The sequence below is a fragment of the Nocardioides sp. Root140 genome, from assembly GCF_001426745.1.
Classification (GTDB): Bacteria; Actinomycetota; Actinomycetes; order Propionibacteriales; family Nocardioidaceae; genus Nocardioides.
Genome location: NZ_LMFI01000010.1, coordinates 15,569 through 31,207 on the forward strand (window position 1 = coordinate 15,569; position 15,639 = coordinate 31,207).

General features: G+C 68.1%; 19 protein-coding genes. 9 read left to right on the plus strand and 10 right to left on the minus strand.

The genetic code is table 11. The annotated features are described in order from the left end of the window. Positions 1–8: 8 nt before the first annotated feature. Positions 9–152, minus strand: a complete 144-nt coding sequence (locus ASD30_RS26050) for a MarC family protein (protein ID WP_082563752.1) — start codon at positions 150–152, stop codon at positions 9–11. Positions 153–1,029: 877 nt separating this feature from the next. Then, a complete protein-coding gene (locus tag ASD30_RS10550; RefSeq protein ID WP_056681207.1) occupies positions 1,030–1,449 on the minus strand; it encodes an Hsp20/alpha crystallin family protein in 420 nt (139 codons plus the stop codon). Between the two features lie 159 nt (positions 1,450–1,608). Here ASD30_RS10550 and ASD30_RS27960 point away from each other — a divergent pair, with 159 nt between their 5' ends. From ASD30_RS27960 to ASD30_RS10575, 6 genes are all read left to right on the plus strand, one after another. Beyond that, the gene (locus ASD30_RS27960; protein ID WP_082563753.1) at positions 1,609–2,046 is read left to right on the plus strand and encodes a J domain-containing protein; all 438 of its coding nucleotides are present in this window, start codon (positions 1,609–1,611) and stop codon (positions 2,044–2,046) included. Beyond that, positions 2,036–2,374 carry a MerR family transcriptional regulator gene (locus tag ASD30_RS10555; RefSeq protein WP_235529922.1) on the plus strand — a complete coding sequence of 113 codons (339 nt, stop codon included), beginning with the start codon at positions 2,036–2,038 and terminating at the stop codon, positions 2,372–2,374. Before ASD30_RS27960 ends, ASD30_RS10555 begins: the two co-directional genes overlap by 11 nt. Before the next feature lie 4 nt (positions 2,375–2,378). Then, positions 2,379–2,717: an STAS domain-containing protein gene (locus ASD30_RS10560; protein WP_056681214.1), complete on the plus strand. Its 339-nt coding sequence runs from the start codon at positions 2,379–2,381 to the stop codon at positions 2,715–2,717. Between the two features lie 180 nt (positions 2,718–2,897). Then, a complete protein-coding gene (locus ASD30_RS10565) occupies positions 2,898–4,136 on the plus strand; it encodes a tyrosine-type recombinase/integrase (protein ID WP_056681217.1) in 1,239 nt (412 codons plus the stop codon). Further along, positions 4,133–5,140, plus strand: coding sequence for a tyrosine-type recombinase/integrase (locus tag ASD30_RS10570; protein WP_162250947.1), 1,008 nt, complete (start codon positions 4,133–4,135; stop codon positions 5,138–5,140). Before ASD30_RS10565 ends, ASD30_RS10570 begins: the two co-directional genes overlap by 4 nt. Beyond that, the gene (locus ASD30_RS10575) at positions 5,137–6,126 is read left to right on the plus strand and encodes a tyrosine-type recombinase/integrase (protein WP_056681223.1); all 990 of its coding nucleotides are present in this window, start codon (positions 5,137–5,139) and stop codon (positions 6,124–6,126) included. The genes ASD30_RS10570 and ASD30_RS10575 overlap by 4 nt, the downstream gene beginning before the upstream one ends. Here ASD30_RS10575 and ASD30_RS10580 read toward each other — a convergent pair whose 3' ends face one another. From ASD30_RS10580 to ASD30_RS10595, 4 genes are all read right to left on the minus strand, one after another. Then, entirely contained in the window at positions 6,127–6,666 is a 540-nt protein-coding gene (locus ASD30_RS10580; protein ID WP_082563755.1) for a MarC family protein, read from the minus strand. Beyond that, positions 6,663–7,541, minus strand: coding sequence for a PHP domain-containing protein (locus ASD30_RS10585; RefSeq protein WP_056681227.1), 879 nt, complete (start codon positions 7,539–7,541; stop codon positions 6,663–6,665). The genes ASD30_RS10580 and ASD30_RS10585 overlap by 4 nt, the downstream gene beginning before the upstream one ends. A gap of 198 nt (positions 7,542–7,739) precedes the next feature. Then, complete coding sequence (locus ASD30_RS10590; protein WP_056681230.1) at positions 7,740–8,372, minus strand: DUF6758 family protein; 633 nt, start codon at positions 8,370–8,372, stop codon at positions 7,740–7,742. A gap of 45 nt (positions 8,373–8,417) precedes the next feature. Continuing rightward, positions 8,418–9,002, minus strand: coding sequence for a histidine phosphatase family protein (locus ASD30_RS10595; protein WP_056681232.1), 585 nt, complete (start codon positions 9,000–9,002; stop codon positions 8,418–8,420). 79 nt (positions 9,003–9,081) lie between these two features. Between ASD30_RS10595 and ASD30_RS10600 the strand changes: the two genes are divergently transcribed. Beyond that, positions 9,082–10,215, plus strand: coding sequence for an MFS transporter (locus ASD30_RS10600; RefSeq protein ID WP_056684787.1), 1,134 nt, complete (start codon positions 9,082–9,084; stop codon positions 10,213–10,215). A 42-nt stretch (positions 10,216–10,257) separates the two neighbouring features. Here ASD30_RS10600 and ASD30_RS10605 read toward each other — a convergent pair whose 3' ends face one another. Together ASD30_RS10605 and ASD30_RS10610 are read right to left on the minus strand one after the other, a co-directional pair. Next, positions 10,258–11,292, minus strand: a complete 1,035-nt coding sequence (locus ASD30_RS10605) for a MaoC family dehydratase (protein WP_056681234.1) — start codon at positions 11,290–11,292, stop codon at positions 10,258–10,260. A gap of 83 nt (positions 11,293–11,375) precedes the next feature. Next, positions 11,376–11,567 (minus strand): DUF5302 domain-containing protein, encoded by a 192-nt coding sequence (locus ASD30_RS10610; protein WP_056681237.1) that lies wholly within the window; start codon positions 11,565–11,567, stop codon positions 11,376–11,378. 95 nt (positions 11,568–11,662) lie between these two features. Here ASD30_RS10610 and ASD30_RS10615 point away from each other — a divergent pair, with 95 nt between their 5' ends. Beyond that, on the plus strand, positions 11,663–12,328 hold the full coding sequence (locus tag ASD30_RS10615; RefSeq protein ID WP_056681239.1) for a hypothetical protein: 666 nt from the start codon (positions 11,663–11,665) through the stop codon (positions 12,326–12,328). A gap of 24 nt (positions 12,329–12,352) precedes the next feature. Beyond that, on the plus strand, positions 12,353–13,009 hold the full coding sequence (locus ASD30_RS10620) for a hypothetical protein (protein WP_056681242.1): 657 nt from the start codon (positions 12,353–12,355) through the stop codon (positions 13,007–13,009). Between the two features lie 69 nt (positions 13,010–13,078). On the opposite strand, the gene ASD30_RS10625 is transcribed toward ASD30_RS10620, so the two are convergent. Both ASD30_RS10625 and ASD30_RS10630 read right to left on the minus strand, forming a co-directional pair. Then, positions 13,079–14,278 carry an acyl-CoA dehydrogenase family protein gene (locus ASD30_RS10625; protein WP_056681245.1) on the minus strand — a complete coding sequence of 400 codons (1,200 nt, stop codon included), beginning with the start codon at positions 14,276–14,278 and terminating at the stop codon, positions 13,079–13,081. Positions 14,279–14,362: 84 nt separating this feature from the next. Beyond that, positions 14,363–15,502 carry a phospholipase D-like domain-containing protein gene (locus tag ASD30_RS10630; protein WP_056681247.1) on the minus strand — a complete coding sequence of 380 codons (1,140 nt, stop codon included), beginning with the start codon at positions 15,500–15,502 and terminating at the stop codon, positions 14,363–14,365. Between the last annotated feature and the right edge of the window lie 137 nt (positions 15,503–15,639).

The window sequence follows — 15,639 nt, forward strand, 5'->3', positions numbered from 1 at the left end:
GGTGCCCACTAGCCGTCACCGGCGATGAAGGCGCGGACCGCGTCGGCCACCATCTGTACGGCGATCGCGGACAGCAGCAGACCCGCGATCCGGGTGACCAACAGCACGCCGCTCTCGCGAATCACCTTGAGGATCCGCACCGAGAACCGCATCGCCGCCCAGGCGCTATGCCGAAGTCGGCATAGCGGCTGTTATGCCGACTCGATGGTTATGCCGAGTCGGCGCTCGGTGGTTGGGGTGGCGCGGGTTGGCCGGCACTTTCTGGGGTGAGGGGCATGGTGGCCCAAGCGGAGGACAGAGCGTCGGTGCCGAGCTCGCGGCGGCCTCCGGGGGTGAGTTCGTCAAGTTGGAGGGCGGCCCAGTAGTCAGCGTGTCGTTCACAGTCGAGAACGGCGGTGATGTCGCCCCTGATGGGTGCACGCTTGCGGTGGGCAGACACTTGTAGGTAGCGGTGTCCGGAATCGGTCGCGCGCCAGGCGAGGATCTGGGGGCGGGAGAGGATCAGTGCCCAGGCGAGGAGTTCTGAGGGATTATCCACGGTGGCGGTGACGTCTCCGACGACGTCGAGTTCGCGGCTGATCCGTAGCAGGATCGCTAGTTCGCGCGCGTCCTTTGCTGGGTACATCATTTCTCCGTTCGAGCTCGGACCGAGTGGATGAGGCTCAAGAGCCCGGGGGCATGGGCCAGCTTTGGATCGTGCGCCGAAGTGTTCGTCGGTTGCCGGGAGGACCCGACCGGAGGGCGGGTCCTCCCGGATGGGACGCCGAGGGCGTCAGCGTGTGCGCGGCTCGGGTCCCTGTTGGCCGCCTCCGTTGTTGACGAGCCGTGCCAGGGCTTTGCGGAGGGCTGCGCTGGCGTTTGCGACGCTCTGCACGATCTTGCTTGCAAGTCCTCGCAGTGTTTCGCTTGTGTTGGGCAGTGCTGGCATGACCACCCCCTCTCGTGATCTCAGGATGACCACACACCGGGAGGCCGGCTGCGGCTGGCCTCTGCTCAGGTCGCCACGGGCGATCCGAGACTTGACGATGCTTAGGCGTTGATCTCCTTGGCGGACTCCCCGGCGGTGATTTCGACCTTGCGGGGCTTGGCCTTCTCCGCGATGGGGAGCCGCAGGGTCAGCACACCGGCGTCGTAGTTGGCGCTGAGCTGGTCGGCGTCGAGGGTCTCGCCCAGGAACAGCTGGCGGCTGAACACGCCGTAGTTGCGCTCGTCGACGACGCGCTCGGCGTCACCTGCCGGGGGCTTGCGTTCGGCGTGGACGGTGAGCACGTTCTGCTCCACGGTCAGATCGATGGAGTCAGCCGAGGCGCCGGGGAGGTCGAGGTGGACCACGAAGGCTCCGTCGTCTCGGTAGGCCGTCATCGGCATCACGGCCGGGCGGGCACGAGTCCCCAGCATCGCCTCGGTGAGACGGTCGAAGTCACGGAACGGATCGGTTCGCATCAGCATGAGTTCTCCTCCTCACTAGCAGTTCTGACATGGGATCTGAGGCCGGGTTGGCGTCAGATAATCTACTGTTGCTATTTCAGATTTTCTCTCATTGTGCGAAGATGTCAAGAGGGAATTCCAACCTTCTCTAAAGGTGCTATCAGCGACGGGAGGTAGGGCATGGACAGGAGACGGACAGAGGCGTTCGAGGTGCTGGGCATCCCGGTGGACAGCGACGCGGACGCGGTGGCCCATGCCTACCGCCGGCTCGCGCGCGTTACCCATCCCGACGTCTCGGCGGAGCCTGAGGCCGCGGCCCGGTTCGCTGCTCTTGCTGCCGCGTACAGGCTGGCGTCCCAGGTTGATGCCGTGACTGAAGGCTCCGCATCCGCCCGCAGGCCGGGGATGCGATACCCGGGCTCCGCTTACGGACGCGAGCCCGGCTACGGTGACCCGACTTCCGACTGGGCGCGCGGGTGGGGCTCGGTTCCGCAGTGGCCGATAGCGTTGTGGCCGAATCGAAGCGGACGCCCGCGTCCAGGTGTCCCGATCGTCGCAGGGCCGGTTTTCATTAGTCCAGCCCGCCGCCCGGGCAATGGGGAGGTTCGTGGTGGTTGATCTGGGTGCCAACCGTGCACTGTTCTCGATCTCGGTGGCCGCAGAGGTTACCGGCGTCAACCCACAGATGCTGCGCGTTTACGAGCAGAAGGGATTGCTTGAGCCTCACCGCACCGAGGGCGGGACTCGTCGCTACAGCAATCAAGAGCTAGATCGGGTCAGCGAGATCACCACCCTGCTCGCAGCCGGACTGAATCTGGCCGGAGTGGAGCACGTGTTCCGGCTCCGGGCCGAGAACCATCGCCTGCAAGGTGAGGTCGACCGGCTCCGCCAGGGGCATACGGCCGCGGAGACCACCGAGGCAGGCAGACCCCACTCCGGCGGGTGATCGTATGGGTGAACTCGCTATCGTGCTGCGCAACCCTCCGGGAGACGGGTCAACAGGGCTGGGGATCGCCGGGCCCCTGACCCATGGCACCACGCCGGCCCTGCGTGACCACCTCCGGCGACTCATAGACACCACGACCGGAGCGCCCTGCATCCTGCTCGACATGTCCTGCTGCACCGGCATCGACGTGGACGGTCTCCTCGCCCTGGCCGTGGCCCAGCACGCTGCACGACTGCGCAGCGGAGACCTTCGCCTGACCCGTACCCCGGCCCTCATCGCCCGCCAGATACGGCAGCACAACTTCGACCACCTCCTCGACGACTCGACCAGCGACGAAAATTGACTTGGCCGACACCCGGGCACTTCGCATTGCCGGTGAAGGCCGACCGGAGCGGGCAGAAGACGGGACAGCCCACGAGCCGGGACTGTCGCGACCTCCACAGTTGGGGGACGATCGCTGTTGGCATAACGCGGCAGCGCTGATCGCCTGTTCTTCTCACTGTTCTGGAGAAGGAGGCGCGACATGGAGCACTCTGCGATGTCGCCGAAGAAAGTCGTACTGACCGGACCGCTCGCTGTTCACGGACCCGGGTTCGCCGCCGAACTGCACAGACAGGGCTTTGCGCCGTTGTCGGCGGAGCACCAGGTGCGGCTCGCCGCTCACTTGAGTCGCTGGATGCAGGCCCAGTGCGTTGAGGTCGCCCAACTCACGACGGGTCGAGTCGATGAGTTCCTGTTGGAGCGGCGCGCGACGCACACCAATCGCTATTCGCACAGGTCACTGCGCACCCTGCTCGGCTTCCTCAACGAGCTCGGCGTCCTGCCAGAGGAGGCGCCTGTCGCGCCCACGCCCATCGAGGTGGTGGTCGCCGGCTTCGAGGGCTACCAGGTCCGCGAGCGTGGCCTGTTGCAGCGGACGGCTGCCGCGCAGGCGTCGCGCGTGCAGCGGTTTCTTGATCAATACTGTCCGCCGGGCGGAATTGAGGATCTGTCCACGGCCGAGGTCACCGCCGCGTTGCTAGCCGAAGGCACTGACCATGCGGTGTCGTCGGTCAAGCGGTTGGGTTACACCCTGCGATCGTTCCTGGGCTATGCGTTCCTGACCGGACTGATCGATCGCGATCTGTCGGGAGCATCGATTCCGATCCGAGCGCACCAGCCGTCCTTGCTGCCGATCGGGATAAGTCGCCAGCAGACCACGGCCCTGCTCGCCGCATGTGACCGCCACACCGTGGTGGGACGTCGCGACTACGCGGTGATCCTGCTGCTGGTCCGGCTCGGGCTGCGTGCCACCGAGGTCGCCCGACTCCATCTGGACGACCTCGACTGGCACCACGGCGAGATCACCGTGCGGGGCAAGGGCCGCCGGGACGAACGCATGCCGCTGCCGTCCGAAGTCGGCGAAGCATTGGCCGACTACCTGATGCGGGCACGTCCGAGCGACGCCCCCGAGCTTCGCACGGTGTTCCTGGCGGTTCGAGCCCCGCGTCGGCCGATGGATCGCGTGACCGTCTCCTCCATGATCGGTCGGGTCTGTGAACGAGCCGGGCTCGAACCCATCGGAGCGCACTTGCTGCGGCACACCTTGGGAGAGGCGATGATCCGTGCCGAGGTCCCCTTATCGTCGATCGGCCAGGTGCTGCGCCACCACGACCCGCTGACCACGGCCAACTACGCCCGAGTCGACGTCCACCGACTCCGCGATCTCGCCCGTCCATGGCCCGCGAGAACGCTGGCCAACATGGCAGGGGCTGTCCGATGAGCGCGCCGATGGTGATGACTGTGCCGGGCGCAAGCGCGGACACGGCTTCCGCGTGGTGGGCTACGCAGGTCGCGGACTACCTGAGGTTGCGGCGCTCGCTCGGGTTCAAGCTGACTTGGGACGAGCACCTGCTCAACCGGTTCACTGCCTTCCTGGCCAGCCGGGAGATCTGTGTGGTGACGGTGGCCGACGCGGTCGCGTGGTCGGCCTCGCTACCGGCCGGGCAGGCACATAGACCCCTTACACGCGCCTCAGTCAGGTTGACCGCCATTCGCGGATTCGCCACCTACCTGCACTCCTTGAACCCGGCACACGAGATCCCGCCAAAGGACGTGTTTCGATGGTGCAAGACCCGTCCGACGCCCTACATCTACACCGAGGAACAGGTCCAGGCACTGTTGGGTGCCTGCGCGAGCATGATCCGCTACGGTCGCAGTGATCTCTATCCGGTGCTGTTCGGGTTGATTGCGGCCACCGGGCTGCGACTCGGCGAGGCGCTCGGGATCGGGCTCGATGAGGTCGACCTCGATCAAGGGATCCTGACGATCACCCGCGGCAAGTCCCGTGACCCCAGGCTGGTGCCCCTCCATCCGACCACCACCGCCGCACTGCGTGACTATGCCCAAAGCGTCGCCCCCACCCGTCGGAGCGGAAACGCCCGAAGCGAACGCGCGGGCGGTCGGGTCAGGTTCTTCACCCTCCCTGGGGGTGGGCCGCTGCCGCCATGCAACGTGCACCATGCCTTCCGCGAGGTCACCACCCGGATCGGGGTGCGCACCGAGACCGTTCGACCGCGCATTCACGACCTGCGGCACACCTTCGCGGTCAACACGCTGCTGGATTGGTATCGCGACGGCCGCGACGTCGCCGCGATGATGCCGGTGCTGTCGACCTACCTGGGTCACACCAAGCCAGCCATCACCTACTGGTACCTGACAGCGACACCCGAACTGCTGACCATGGCCGCGGGACGCCTTGCGATAAGCGAAGCAGGTGAACGATGACCAGTCTCGCTCCGCTGCTCCAGGCGTTCTTCACCGACCGGCTGATGACTCAACGACGCGCCAGCCCACACACCATCGCCGCCTACCGCGACACGTTCCGCCTGCTGCTCGAGTACACCACCGCGCAGACCGGGACAGCACCTTCGGCATTGCAGATCAGCGACCTGGACGCACCATGCATCAGCGGATTCCTAACCCACCTTCAGCAGGTTCGCGGCAACACCGTGCGGACCCGCAACGCCCGCCTCGCGGCGATCCACTCCTTGTTCGGCTATGCCGCGCTGCGCCATCCCGAACACGCCGCCGTCATCCAGCGTGTTCTGGCCATCCCATCGGCACGAATCGAACGCAACCTGGTCAACTACCTCGATCACGCCGAGGCCGACGCCCTCCTGCAGGCCTGCGACCAGACGACCAGGACCGGACGCCGAGACCACGCCATGTTCGCCCTGGCAATCCAGACCGGACTGCGGATCAGCGAGCTGATCGGCCTGACAGTGGCAGACATCCACCTCGGGACGGGACCTCACGTCCACTGCGTAGGCAAAGGCCGCAAGGAACGCCGCACTCCGATCCTGGCCGGGACAGTTGCTGTGATGAGGCCCTGGCTCACCGAGCGCAACGGTCACCCCGACGATCCGCTGTTCACCACTACGGCCGGTCGTCCGCTGAGTCGCGACGCGATCGAACGACGCATCAGGCTGGCTGCGACACGAGCCCAAGCCGTCTGTCCGTCGCTCGCGGGCAAACGAGTCACCGCCCATACCCTGCGGCATAGCGCGGCGATGCGACTGCTTCACGCCGGTGTGGACACCACCGTGATTGCGCTCTGGCTCGGCCACGAGCAGATCACCACCACCAACATCTACCTGCACGCCGACATGACCATCAAGGAGAACGCGATTGCCAAGATCACTCCGCAGAGCGTCACAGCCGGCCGCTACCAGCCGTCCGACCCTGTGCTCGCTTTCCTCGCCAACCTCTGACTATGCCGACCAAAGGGCTACGCCCACCGACCTGCGGCCACCCTGGTTCGGCATAACCACCGTGTCGGCATAACAGATGCAGAGGTGCACCAGGATCACGCCGATCGAGACCGCGGTGACGTCGGCGACCGAGTCGATCTGCTCGACGAACAGCATCGTCGCCACGATCGCGCCCGGCCCGGCCAGCAGCGGCGTGCCGAGCGGCACCATCGCGATGTTGGCGTCCTGGCTGGCCACCGGATCCTTCTCGTTGCCGGTCAGCAGCTCGAGGGCGATCAGGAGCAGGAGCAGCCCGCCGGCGCACTGCAGCGCCGGGATGGAAATGTGCATGTAGCGCAGGATCTGGTGGCCGAAGAAGGCGAAGATCGTGATCACGAGGAACGACACGGCCACCGCCTGCCAGGCGGCCCGTCGCATGGTCGCAGCCGACCGGCCCGCCGTCAGCGAGAGGAACACCGGGATCGTGCCCGGCGGGTCCATGATCACGAACAGGGTCACGAAGACCTCGGTCAGGAGGACCGCGTTGAGGACCTCGCTCACGGCCGCAGCACGTCGGTGACGGGGCGCCCCGAGGCAACGGCCGCGGCATCGGCGAGGTCGACCAGCCGCTCGAACTGGTCGGGCGCGGTCGTGTTGCAGCCGAGCTCGTGGTTCTTCTTGCCGGTGCCGTGGTAGTCGCTGGAGCCGGTCTTCACCAGGCCGAGGTCGTCGGCGATGCCGGCGAGCTCCTTGCGGGACCTGGTGTCGTGGTCCTGGTGGTCGACCTCGAGCCCGGACAGGCCGGCCTGCGCCAGAGCCGCGATGTCGTCCGCGGTCATGCCGGTCGGGGCGTGACGACCCCACGCGTGGGCGATGACGGTCACGCCGCCGGCCTCGCCGACCACGCGGATCATGTCGACGAGTGGTGCGGCGTAGCGGTCGACGTACGCCGGGCGGCCGGGGCTGAGGTAGCGCGCGAAGGCCTCGTCGCGGTCACGCACGACGCCGAGGTCGACCAGCGCATCGGCGATGTGCGGCCGGCCGGTGGCGGCCGGGTCGCCGGCCACCCGGTCGACGTCGGCCTTGCTGATGTCGATGCCGCAGCCACGCAGTCGCTCGATGACCGCCGGCACCCGCGAGTTCCGCCCGTCGAGGATGCGCTGCAGCCCCTCGACCAATGGCGGGTAGGTCGGGTCGGGCAGGTAGCCCAGCAGGTGCACGCCCTGGTGGTTGTGCCGGGTGCTGATCTCCATGCCGCGGACGAGGGTGATGCCGAGCTCCCGTGCCGTCCCTGCCGCCTCCGCCCATCCCTCACTCGTGTCGTGGTCGGTGAGGGCCACGACGTCGAGCCCGGCCGCGGCCGCCGCGCGGATCAGCTCCTCGGGAGTCTGCGTCCCGTCGCTGGCCCGTGAATGCGTGTGGAGGTCGATGCGCACCTCGGCAGCCTAGTGGGTACCGCCGGAGGTTCGTCGGGGGTGGCCCGTGCTCTGGGTGCGTGCATCGCAAGGAGGAGGAGCGAAGGCGGGGCGGAGCCCCGTCGAGTCTCCGACAACGCCGCGAGGTGCGTGCACAGGGTTCGGGACACACGACGAACTTCCGGTGGTGCCCACCTAGTGGCAGTTGGCCGAGGGGCCTCACCAACGAGGCGGTGGACCACCGAACGGAACCTCCAGCAACGAGGCCCCGATGCCCGAGACGTCGGCGAGGGGCAGGTCGTCGGCCAGCAGGAACACCGCGGAGGCCGGGCGCAGCACCAGCCACAGCCATCGCCCCCGTGCCTCCCCCGCCACGACGCTGCGGTCGAGGGTGAGGTCGTTCTCCGCGGTCGAGACCGGCCACAGCGAGACCGGTTGCGCATCCAGGCGGACCCTGGTCGTGGGACGCGATGCACCGATCTGTGCGCCGGGGTCCGAGTGGACGGTCCCGGCGCAGCGCGCGCCCAGCCCGGTGCCGGGTTCCTCGCTGACCACCAGGACCTCGACGGGCCCGTCGAGGTCGCTGTTCCCTGCCAGCGCCACCATGGTCGCCCGCGCCCGTCCCTCACCCCGCACGACACCGAAGTCGGTGACCCGCCAGCCACTGGCCAGCGGCCAGGGCAGGTACGTCGGGAAGTCGTCGGCCCGGTTCAGGTGCTCGCCGAAGTCGTCGTACGACGCCTCGTCGGGGCTCCACAACGGTGGCACCGTGCCGTGCTGGCCACAGCGCCAACCGTCGTCCGCCTGCATGAGCGGGGACGGACACCGAGGGCAGCCGGCGTTCAACGACACGAGTCAACGGTGCGGCGCGGCGACGTCTCCGTCAAGGGGCCGCGGTCACGCGTTCCACCTCAGGACCACCCGGGACTCCCGTTCGTGGCCCAGCACCGACACCGTCGAGGTGTCCAGGCGCAGCAGGCGTCCGTCGGTCGCCGGCAGGCCCAGCCACCGAGCCGCAAGGACGCGCAGCGAGTGGCCGTGTGCGAAGACCAGCGTGCGGCCTGCGACGGCCTCGGCCCTGGCCACCACGCGGTCCAGCCGGGCACCCACCTGCTCGGCGGTCTCGCCACCGGGCACGGAGTGGGTCCAGACGGTCCAACCCGGCACGATCCTGCGGATCTCGGGGGTGGTCACGCCCTCGTAGTCGCCGTACGCCCACTCGCTCAGGTCGTCGTCGATGACGGCGTCCGGGAAGCCGGCCAGCTCGGCGGTGACCCGGGCCCGCTTGCGGGGGCTGGTCAGCACGAGGTCGAACTCCTCGCCGGCCAGCCGCTGCGCCAGCCCGCGCGCGACCTTGACGCCCTTCTCGGTCAGGTCGAGGTCGGTGACCGAGGTGTGCCGGCCGTCGCGGCTCCACTCGGTCTCGCCGTGGCGCACCACCCACAGCTCGCGAGCGGGCGCGTCCGTCGTCTCCCCGGTCATGGGGCAACTGTGCCACGGCCGACGTGCTCGATGACCGTTGTCCCGCCGCGACGGGGCTTCACGTGCGATGCTCACCGCCATGACCACAGCCGCTGAGCCGACCCGGGCTCGCCTCGCGGTCGCGGCCGCCTTCCTGGCCCAGGGGCTGGTGTTCATCAGCCTGACCACCCGGCTGCCGACCCTGCAGGACCGCTGGGAGCTCGGTGAGGCGGCGCTCAGCGGCCTGCTGCTGATGATGGTGCTCCTGGCCGGCGCCGGTTCCGTGATCGCCGAGGTGGCCGCCAAGCGGCACACCAGCGCAGCAGTGCTCCGCGCCGGGCTGGTCCTGGTCGCGGTGTCCGCACCCACGGTCGCGGTGGCCCCGTCGTTCCCGTTGTTCGTGCTCGGCCTCGCGGCGTACGGCGTCGGGCTGGGCGTCGTCGATGCCGCCAGCAACATGCAGGCGGTGGCGGTCGAGCACGCCTACGGGCGGCCGATCCTGCCGTCGTTCCACGGCGCGTGGACCCTGGGCGGGCTGGTCGGCGCCGGCGTCACCCTGGCCGTGGCCGGTACCTGGCCGGTGAGCCTGGTCGCCGTGGTGCCCTTGCTGGTCGCCTTCGGGCCCCTGCTCCCCCGCGTCGGCGACCCGATGCCCACCGACATCGACGTGCCGTGGCGCCCGATCGTGCTGGTGGGGCTGGGCATGGTGCTCTTCTACATGGTCGACACCGCCTCGATGACCTGGGGACCGACCTACCTCGACAACACCTTCGCGACGCCCGAGAGACTGGTCGCCCTGGCCACGTTCCCCTACCTGCTGGCTACGCTGATCATGCGGCTCGCCGGAGACCGCCTGGTGGCCCGCTTCGGACCGGTCGTGCTGCTGCGCGTCGGCGGAGTGCTGGCCGCGGCAGCGCTCGCCGTGGTGGTCTCCGCGCCGACCTGGCCGGTCGCCGTGCTCGGCTTCACCCTCGTCGGGTTCGGGGTCGCGGTGATCGCACCGCTGAGCTTCTCGGCCGCGGCCCGCATCGCCGGCGGTGACGACGTGCCGGCGCACCTGCGCCAGGCGCGGGTCGACGCCGTGATCGGCCGGTTCAACCAGTTCAACTACGTCGGCGCGCTGCTGGGCTCGGTGCTCACCGGCCTGGTCGGCGCGGACAACCTGCGGATCGGCTTCGCCGTACCCATGGTGCTGGTGCTGGCCATCGTGCCGCTGGCCCGCGCCTTCCGCTGAGCCCTGGGTCCGGGCTGAGCCCGGATCCGGGCGGAGGCGGGCTCAGCGCGGGACGAGCGCCCAGTAGTCGAGGTCGAGCAGCACGCCGGCGGCGTACTTGCCCTCGTCGTTGCGCAGCGTCATCGACTCGTCGCGGCCCTTGGTGGCGACCAGTCGCAACCGGAGGGCGCCGACGCCGGGGGCCGAGGTCGTGGCCTTGTCGAGCACCTCCGACCACGCGTAGACGGTGTCGCCGGCGAACGCCGGCGCGGTGTGGGCTCCGGCGTTGATCGCGGCGATCAGCTGGGCGTTGGCCAGGCCGTTGAACGACAGCGCGCGCGCCATCGAGATCACGTGCCCTCCGTAGATCAGGCGGGTGCCGTCGGGCCGGGCCTCGGTGTTGAAGTGCACCTTGGCGGTGTTCTGCCAGAGGCGGGTGGCAAGCATGTGCTCGGGGTCGGTCAGCGTGACGCCGTCGACGTGGTCGATCTTCTCGCCGACCTCGTAGTCGCCGAAGCTGTGCGGCTCGCCGGCCGCCGCGAAGTCGTACGCCGTGAAGTCGAGGCCCGCGGGCAGCACGAGGTCCTTGGCGGCCACCGAGGCGGCCAGGTCGGGTACGACGGTCTCCGGCGCCGGCGCGTCGTGGTCGCGCTTGTGCACCATCACCCAACGTGCCCAGTCGAGCGCCACCTCGCCGCGCTGGTTGGTGGCCGTGGACCGGACGTAGACCACGCCGCTCCTGCCGTTGGAGTTCTGCTTGAGCCCGATCACCTCCGAGGAGGTGCTCAAGGTGTCGCCGGGCACGACCGGCTGGTGGAACCGGCACTCGGCGTACCCGAGGTTCGCCACGGCGTTCAGCGAGATGTCGGGCACGGTCTTGCCGAACGCGATGTGGAAGGCGACCAGCTCTTCCACCGGCGCGGGGTCGAGCCCGGAGGCCTTGGCGAACTCGGCGGACGAGGGCACCGCGAAGCGAGTCGGGTAGAGCGCGCCGTAGAGGGCACGGTCGCCCTCGGTCACGGTGCGGGGCGTGGCATGGCGCAGCACCTGCCCGACGGTGAAGTCCTCGAAGAAGTTGCCCGGGTTCGTCTTGGTCATGGCGTCATGGTGCCGCACCCTGACCGCTCGCGGGCCCTCGTCTCACGTGGAATTGGCCACAGTCCCCCACGCCTCCCGCAGGCTCAGGCGCCTCCCCCACCGGCCTTGCGACGGTGCATCTTCGGGCCGCCACCCTCGACCTCGGAGCCGTGGACCTTCTCGCGAGCAGTGGGCTGGCCGTCGGCATCGGTGGGGTGGTGCGCGTTGTTCTTGCGGTCGAGAGCCTCCCGCATCTTGGCCTTGAGGTCGGCGTTGGCGTCGCTGGCGTCCGTCATGGTGTCTCCTCGCGTCGGTCAGAGGTTCCACCTTGACACTCAACACGTCCGGGGCCAAGGGGTTATCCCGCCGGTCCACGGGGTAGTTTCTGCGCATGATCCGTACGTGGGTGGTCGGCACCCTCCTGGTCCTGGCCCCGGTCGTCCTGACCGGATGCGCAGCCGATCCCTCCGGCAGCGAGATGGTGATGGGCGAGGCCGCGGGCACCGCGGAGGCACCCGACGCCGCCCAGGAGGAGACCCAGGCGCCTCCGGACCCGTTGGCCACTCCGGACGCTCCTGCGCCGTCCTCCGCGGACCCGGCGACGGGTATCCGCATCACCAAGCAGGGCTACGAGTACTCCGCGCCCCAGGGCTGGGTCGAGATCACCAAGCAGATGCGCGAGAGCGGCCAGGACATCGACACCGCGGTCGGCGAGGCCATGTCCGGCGCCACCACGGTGCGGGAGAACCTGAACGTCGTCCTCACGCCGGCGCCGGGCGGATCGATGGAGGCCTACGAGGCGATCGCGGCCGACACCCTGAAGTTCATGGTGAAGGACCTCGACGTCTACGACCGCACGGTCATCGACGGACGGGAGGCAGTGCACGTCGGCGGGGTCGCCGAGGTCGGCAACGCCTCCTTCTTCTTCGAGCAGTACATCGCGGAGAAGGACGGCACCATGTACGCCATCTCCTTCGCCGTCGACCTGGCGACGCCCGAGGCCGGCCGCCGGGAGCTGATCGACTCCGTGCTCGCCTCCTGGAAGTGGCCTGCCTGACGACAGGCTGAGAGAATCGTCGGCATGCACACCATCAAGCGACCCGCGGCCGCCCTCGCCGCCGTCCTGCTGGCTGCCGTCGCCCTGACCGGCTGCGGTGGCGACGACGGCAAGGACAAGGCGTCCGACGACTCCAGCTCGAGCGCGCCGGCGTCCGAGGACCCGACCGACGAGCCCTCCGAGGAGCCGAGCACGACCGACTTCGGCGCACCGGCGAAGGGCGACCGGGTCAAGGGCGCGGGATACACCTACCGCGTTCCCGCGTCCTGGACCGGGATCACCAAGAAGGCCGCGCAGGTCGACCGGACCATCGACTCGGCCGCGGGTGAGAAGCAGTTCCCCGACGGATTCCAGGACACGGTCATCGTGTCCTTCGACAAGGCCGAGGCGGGCACCGGTCTCGACGAGCTGGAGGCGTCGGTTCCCGACCAGGTCAAGAAGATCGTGAAGAAGCTGGAGATCCTGCCCGCCGTCACGATCGACGAGGTAGCCGCGATCCACTACCGCGGCACCGTCGGCAAGGCCGCCGGCACCTCGGCGTACGTGCTCGACCAGTACGTCGCCATCGACGAGGCCGGCAAGATCACCGTGATCTCGTTCTCGTTCTCCCCCGGGCTCGCCAGGCCGGCGCAGCAGAAGCTCGTGAGCAGCGTCCTGGCGTCCTGGAAGTGGAGCGCCTGAAAGCTCGGACATGCGGAACGGCCCGGCTCCCCAGGTGATGGGGAGCCGGGCCGTTCGTCGTACGGGTGATCAGCCCTTGAGCTTGTAGTCCTTGAGCAGGGACCGGCCGATGATCATCTTCTGGATGTCGGAGGTGCCCTCGCCGATCAGCATGAACTTCACCTCACGCATCAGCCGCTCGATCTCGTACTCCTTGGAGTAGCCGTAGCCACCGTGGATCCGGAAGGAGTCCTCGACGACCTCGTTGGCGAACTCCGAGGCAACCATCTTCGCCATCCCGGCCTCCACGTCCATCCGCCGACCGGTGTCCTTCAACCGGGCCGCGCGCACCATCATCGTGTGCGCCGTCTCGACCTTCGTCGCCATGTCGGCCAGGCGGAAAAGCACCGCCTGGTGGTCGGCGATGACCTTGCCGAACGTCTTGCGCTGCTGGGCGTAGGCGATCCCCAGCTCGAAACCACGCCACGCCAACCCACACGCACGAGCGGCCACGTTGACCCGACCCACCTCGACACCGTCCATCATCTGGAAGAAGCCCTTGCCGGGCTCACCACCCAGGATCTGGTCGGCCGAGATCTGGTGACCCTCAAGGATCATCTCCGTGGTCTCGACACCCTTGTAGCCCATCTTCTCGAGCTTGCCCGGCACGGTGACGCCCTGCGCGGTCTCACCGAAGCCCGGCTCCTTCTCGACCAGGAACGTGGTCATGTTCTTGTAGACCGACTCGGCACCCTCGTCGGTCTTGGTCAGCAACGCCACCAGCGTCGACGTGCCACCGTTGGTCAGCCACATCTTCTGGCCGGTGATCGAGTAGGAGCCGTCCTCCTGCCTGGTCGCCTTCGTCGAGACCGCAGAGACGTCCGACCCCAGACCGGGCTCCGACATCGAGAACGCACCCCGCACCTCACCGGTGGCCATCTTCGGGAGGTACTTCTGCTTCTGCTCCTCCGTGCCGTGAGCCATCAGCAGGTAGGACACGATGAAGTGGGTGTTGATCACACCCGAGACGCTCATCCAGCCCCGGGCGATCTCCTCGACCACCAGCGCATAGGTCAGCAACGACTCACCGAGGCCGCCGTACTCCTCGGGAATCATCAACCCGAAGATGCCCAGCTCCTTGAGACCCTCGATGATCTCGGTGGGGTACTCGTCCGCGTGCTCGAGCTCCTGGGCCACCGGAATGATCTTGGCCTCGACGAACTGCCGAACCGTCTTCAGGATCTCGTCCTGGATGTCAGTGAGACCCTCGGTCTCGCAGAGTCGTCCCATCTTGCTTCCTTTCAACGCGACTCCGGTCAGGGCCACATCGTCGTGGCCCTGACCGGGTCATTTCTGAGTTCGTGCGTCTGGGGGTCAGTACTCCCAGTCGTCCGGCGGCGTCAGCTCGGGCTCCGGCTTGGCGGCATCCCAGGCGGACGAGGTACGGAGCCTCGTCGACGTGCGGTACGGGATGTACTTGGCCAGGTAGGAGTGGCTGTACCAGATCGAGTCGAAGTTGCGGTTCCAGTCCCGGAACAGGGACACGCCCTTGAGCCGCAGGATGATCTCGTCACCACGCAGGCCGGCGTTGCCCCAGTTGCTGGAGCCGGTCCAGATGTGGGCCGAGGAGCGGTCACCCGCGTAGTTCCCCGAGACCAGCAGCACCTTGTGGTGGCCGTAGAGGTCGATCTCGCCGTCGTAGTTGGTGTCGTAGCCGGCCACGTGCACCGGCACGTAGCCGCGCGCCGTACGGGTGGCGAAGACGTTGCGGGCGCCACGGTCGGCCCAGCTGTACCAGACCCGGACGTTGCAGCCCTGGGCGAACAGCTGGCGCACCTTCTTGGCCAGCCACGTGCCGCGCTTGCCGGAGATCGTGTGCATGCCGACGCGGACGACCGTGCGGCCGTTGATGCCCGTCCCGCCGTTGGCCCCGGTGCACGTGATCTTGCGCATCTCACGCATCTGCGGGTCGTTCTTGACGGTCCAGCCCGGCAGCGGGAGCACCTCGAGCTGCCAGATGCCGGCCCGCTTGATGTAGTGCTGCCTCGCGGCCGACAGCTTCCGGTCAGCCTTCAGCTGACGGTAGAGGCCGAGGAAGTCGCGGTACATGTTCGGCTTGTTCCACGTCGTGTAGAGGTCGTTGTGCTGGTTCACCGCGGCGTTGCCGGTGAAGTTGAACGACCCGGTCATGATGACGTTCCGGACCGAACCGGTGTAGCCGAACAGCACCATCTTGGTGTGCAGGTTCTCGTATCCGGCACGGCAGCTGCCGACGCAGATGTGGTACCAGGACGGCCTGCTCCGATTGGTGCCCAAGGCACCCTTGAGCTTGCGCATTGCACCGTTGATCTGGTGGTTGTTCAGGATCACCTGCACCCGGACGCCGCGCTTCTTGGCGCGGATCAGCGCGTCGGTCAACGGCATGCGGTCGAAGGAGAAGAGCGAGATGCGGATGTAGGATCCTTTGTGGGCGTGGTTGATGCCCTCGAGGATCTGGTTCTCGATGCGCCACATGTCGGCCGGACTCGAGCGGGCGTGGTTGAAGGTGCCCCCAGGGATCGGCCTCCATCCCGCGGCTTGCTGATTGGCTGGTGTGGTTGTGGCTGCCCCCGCTGCCGGTGATGACTCAGCCGGGCTGACGACAGCGCCGC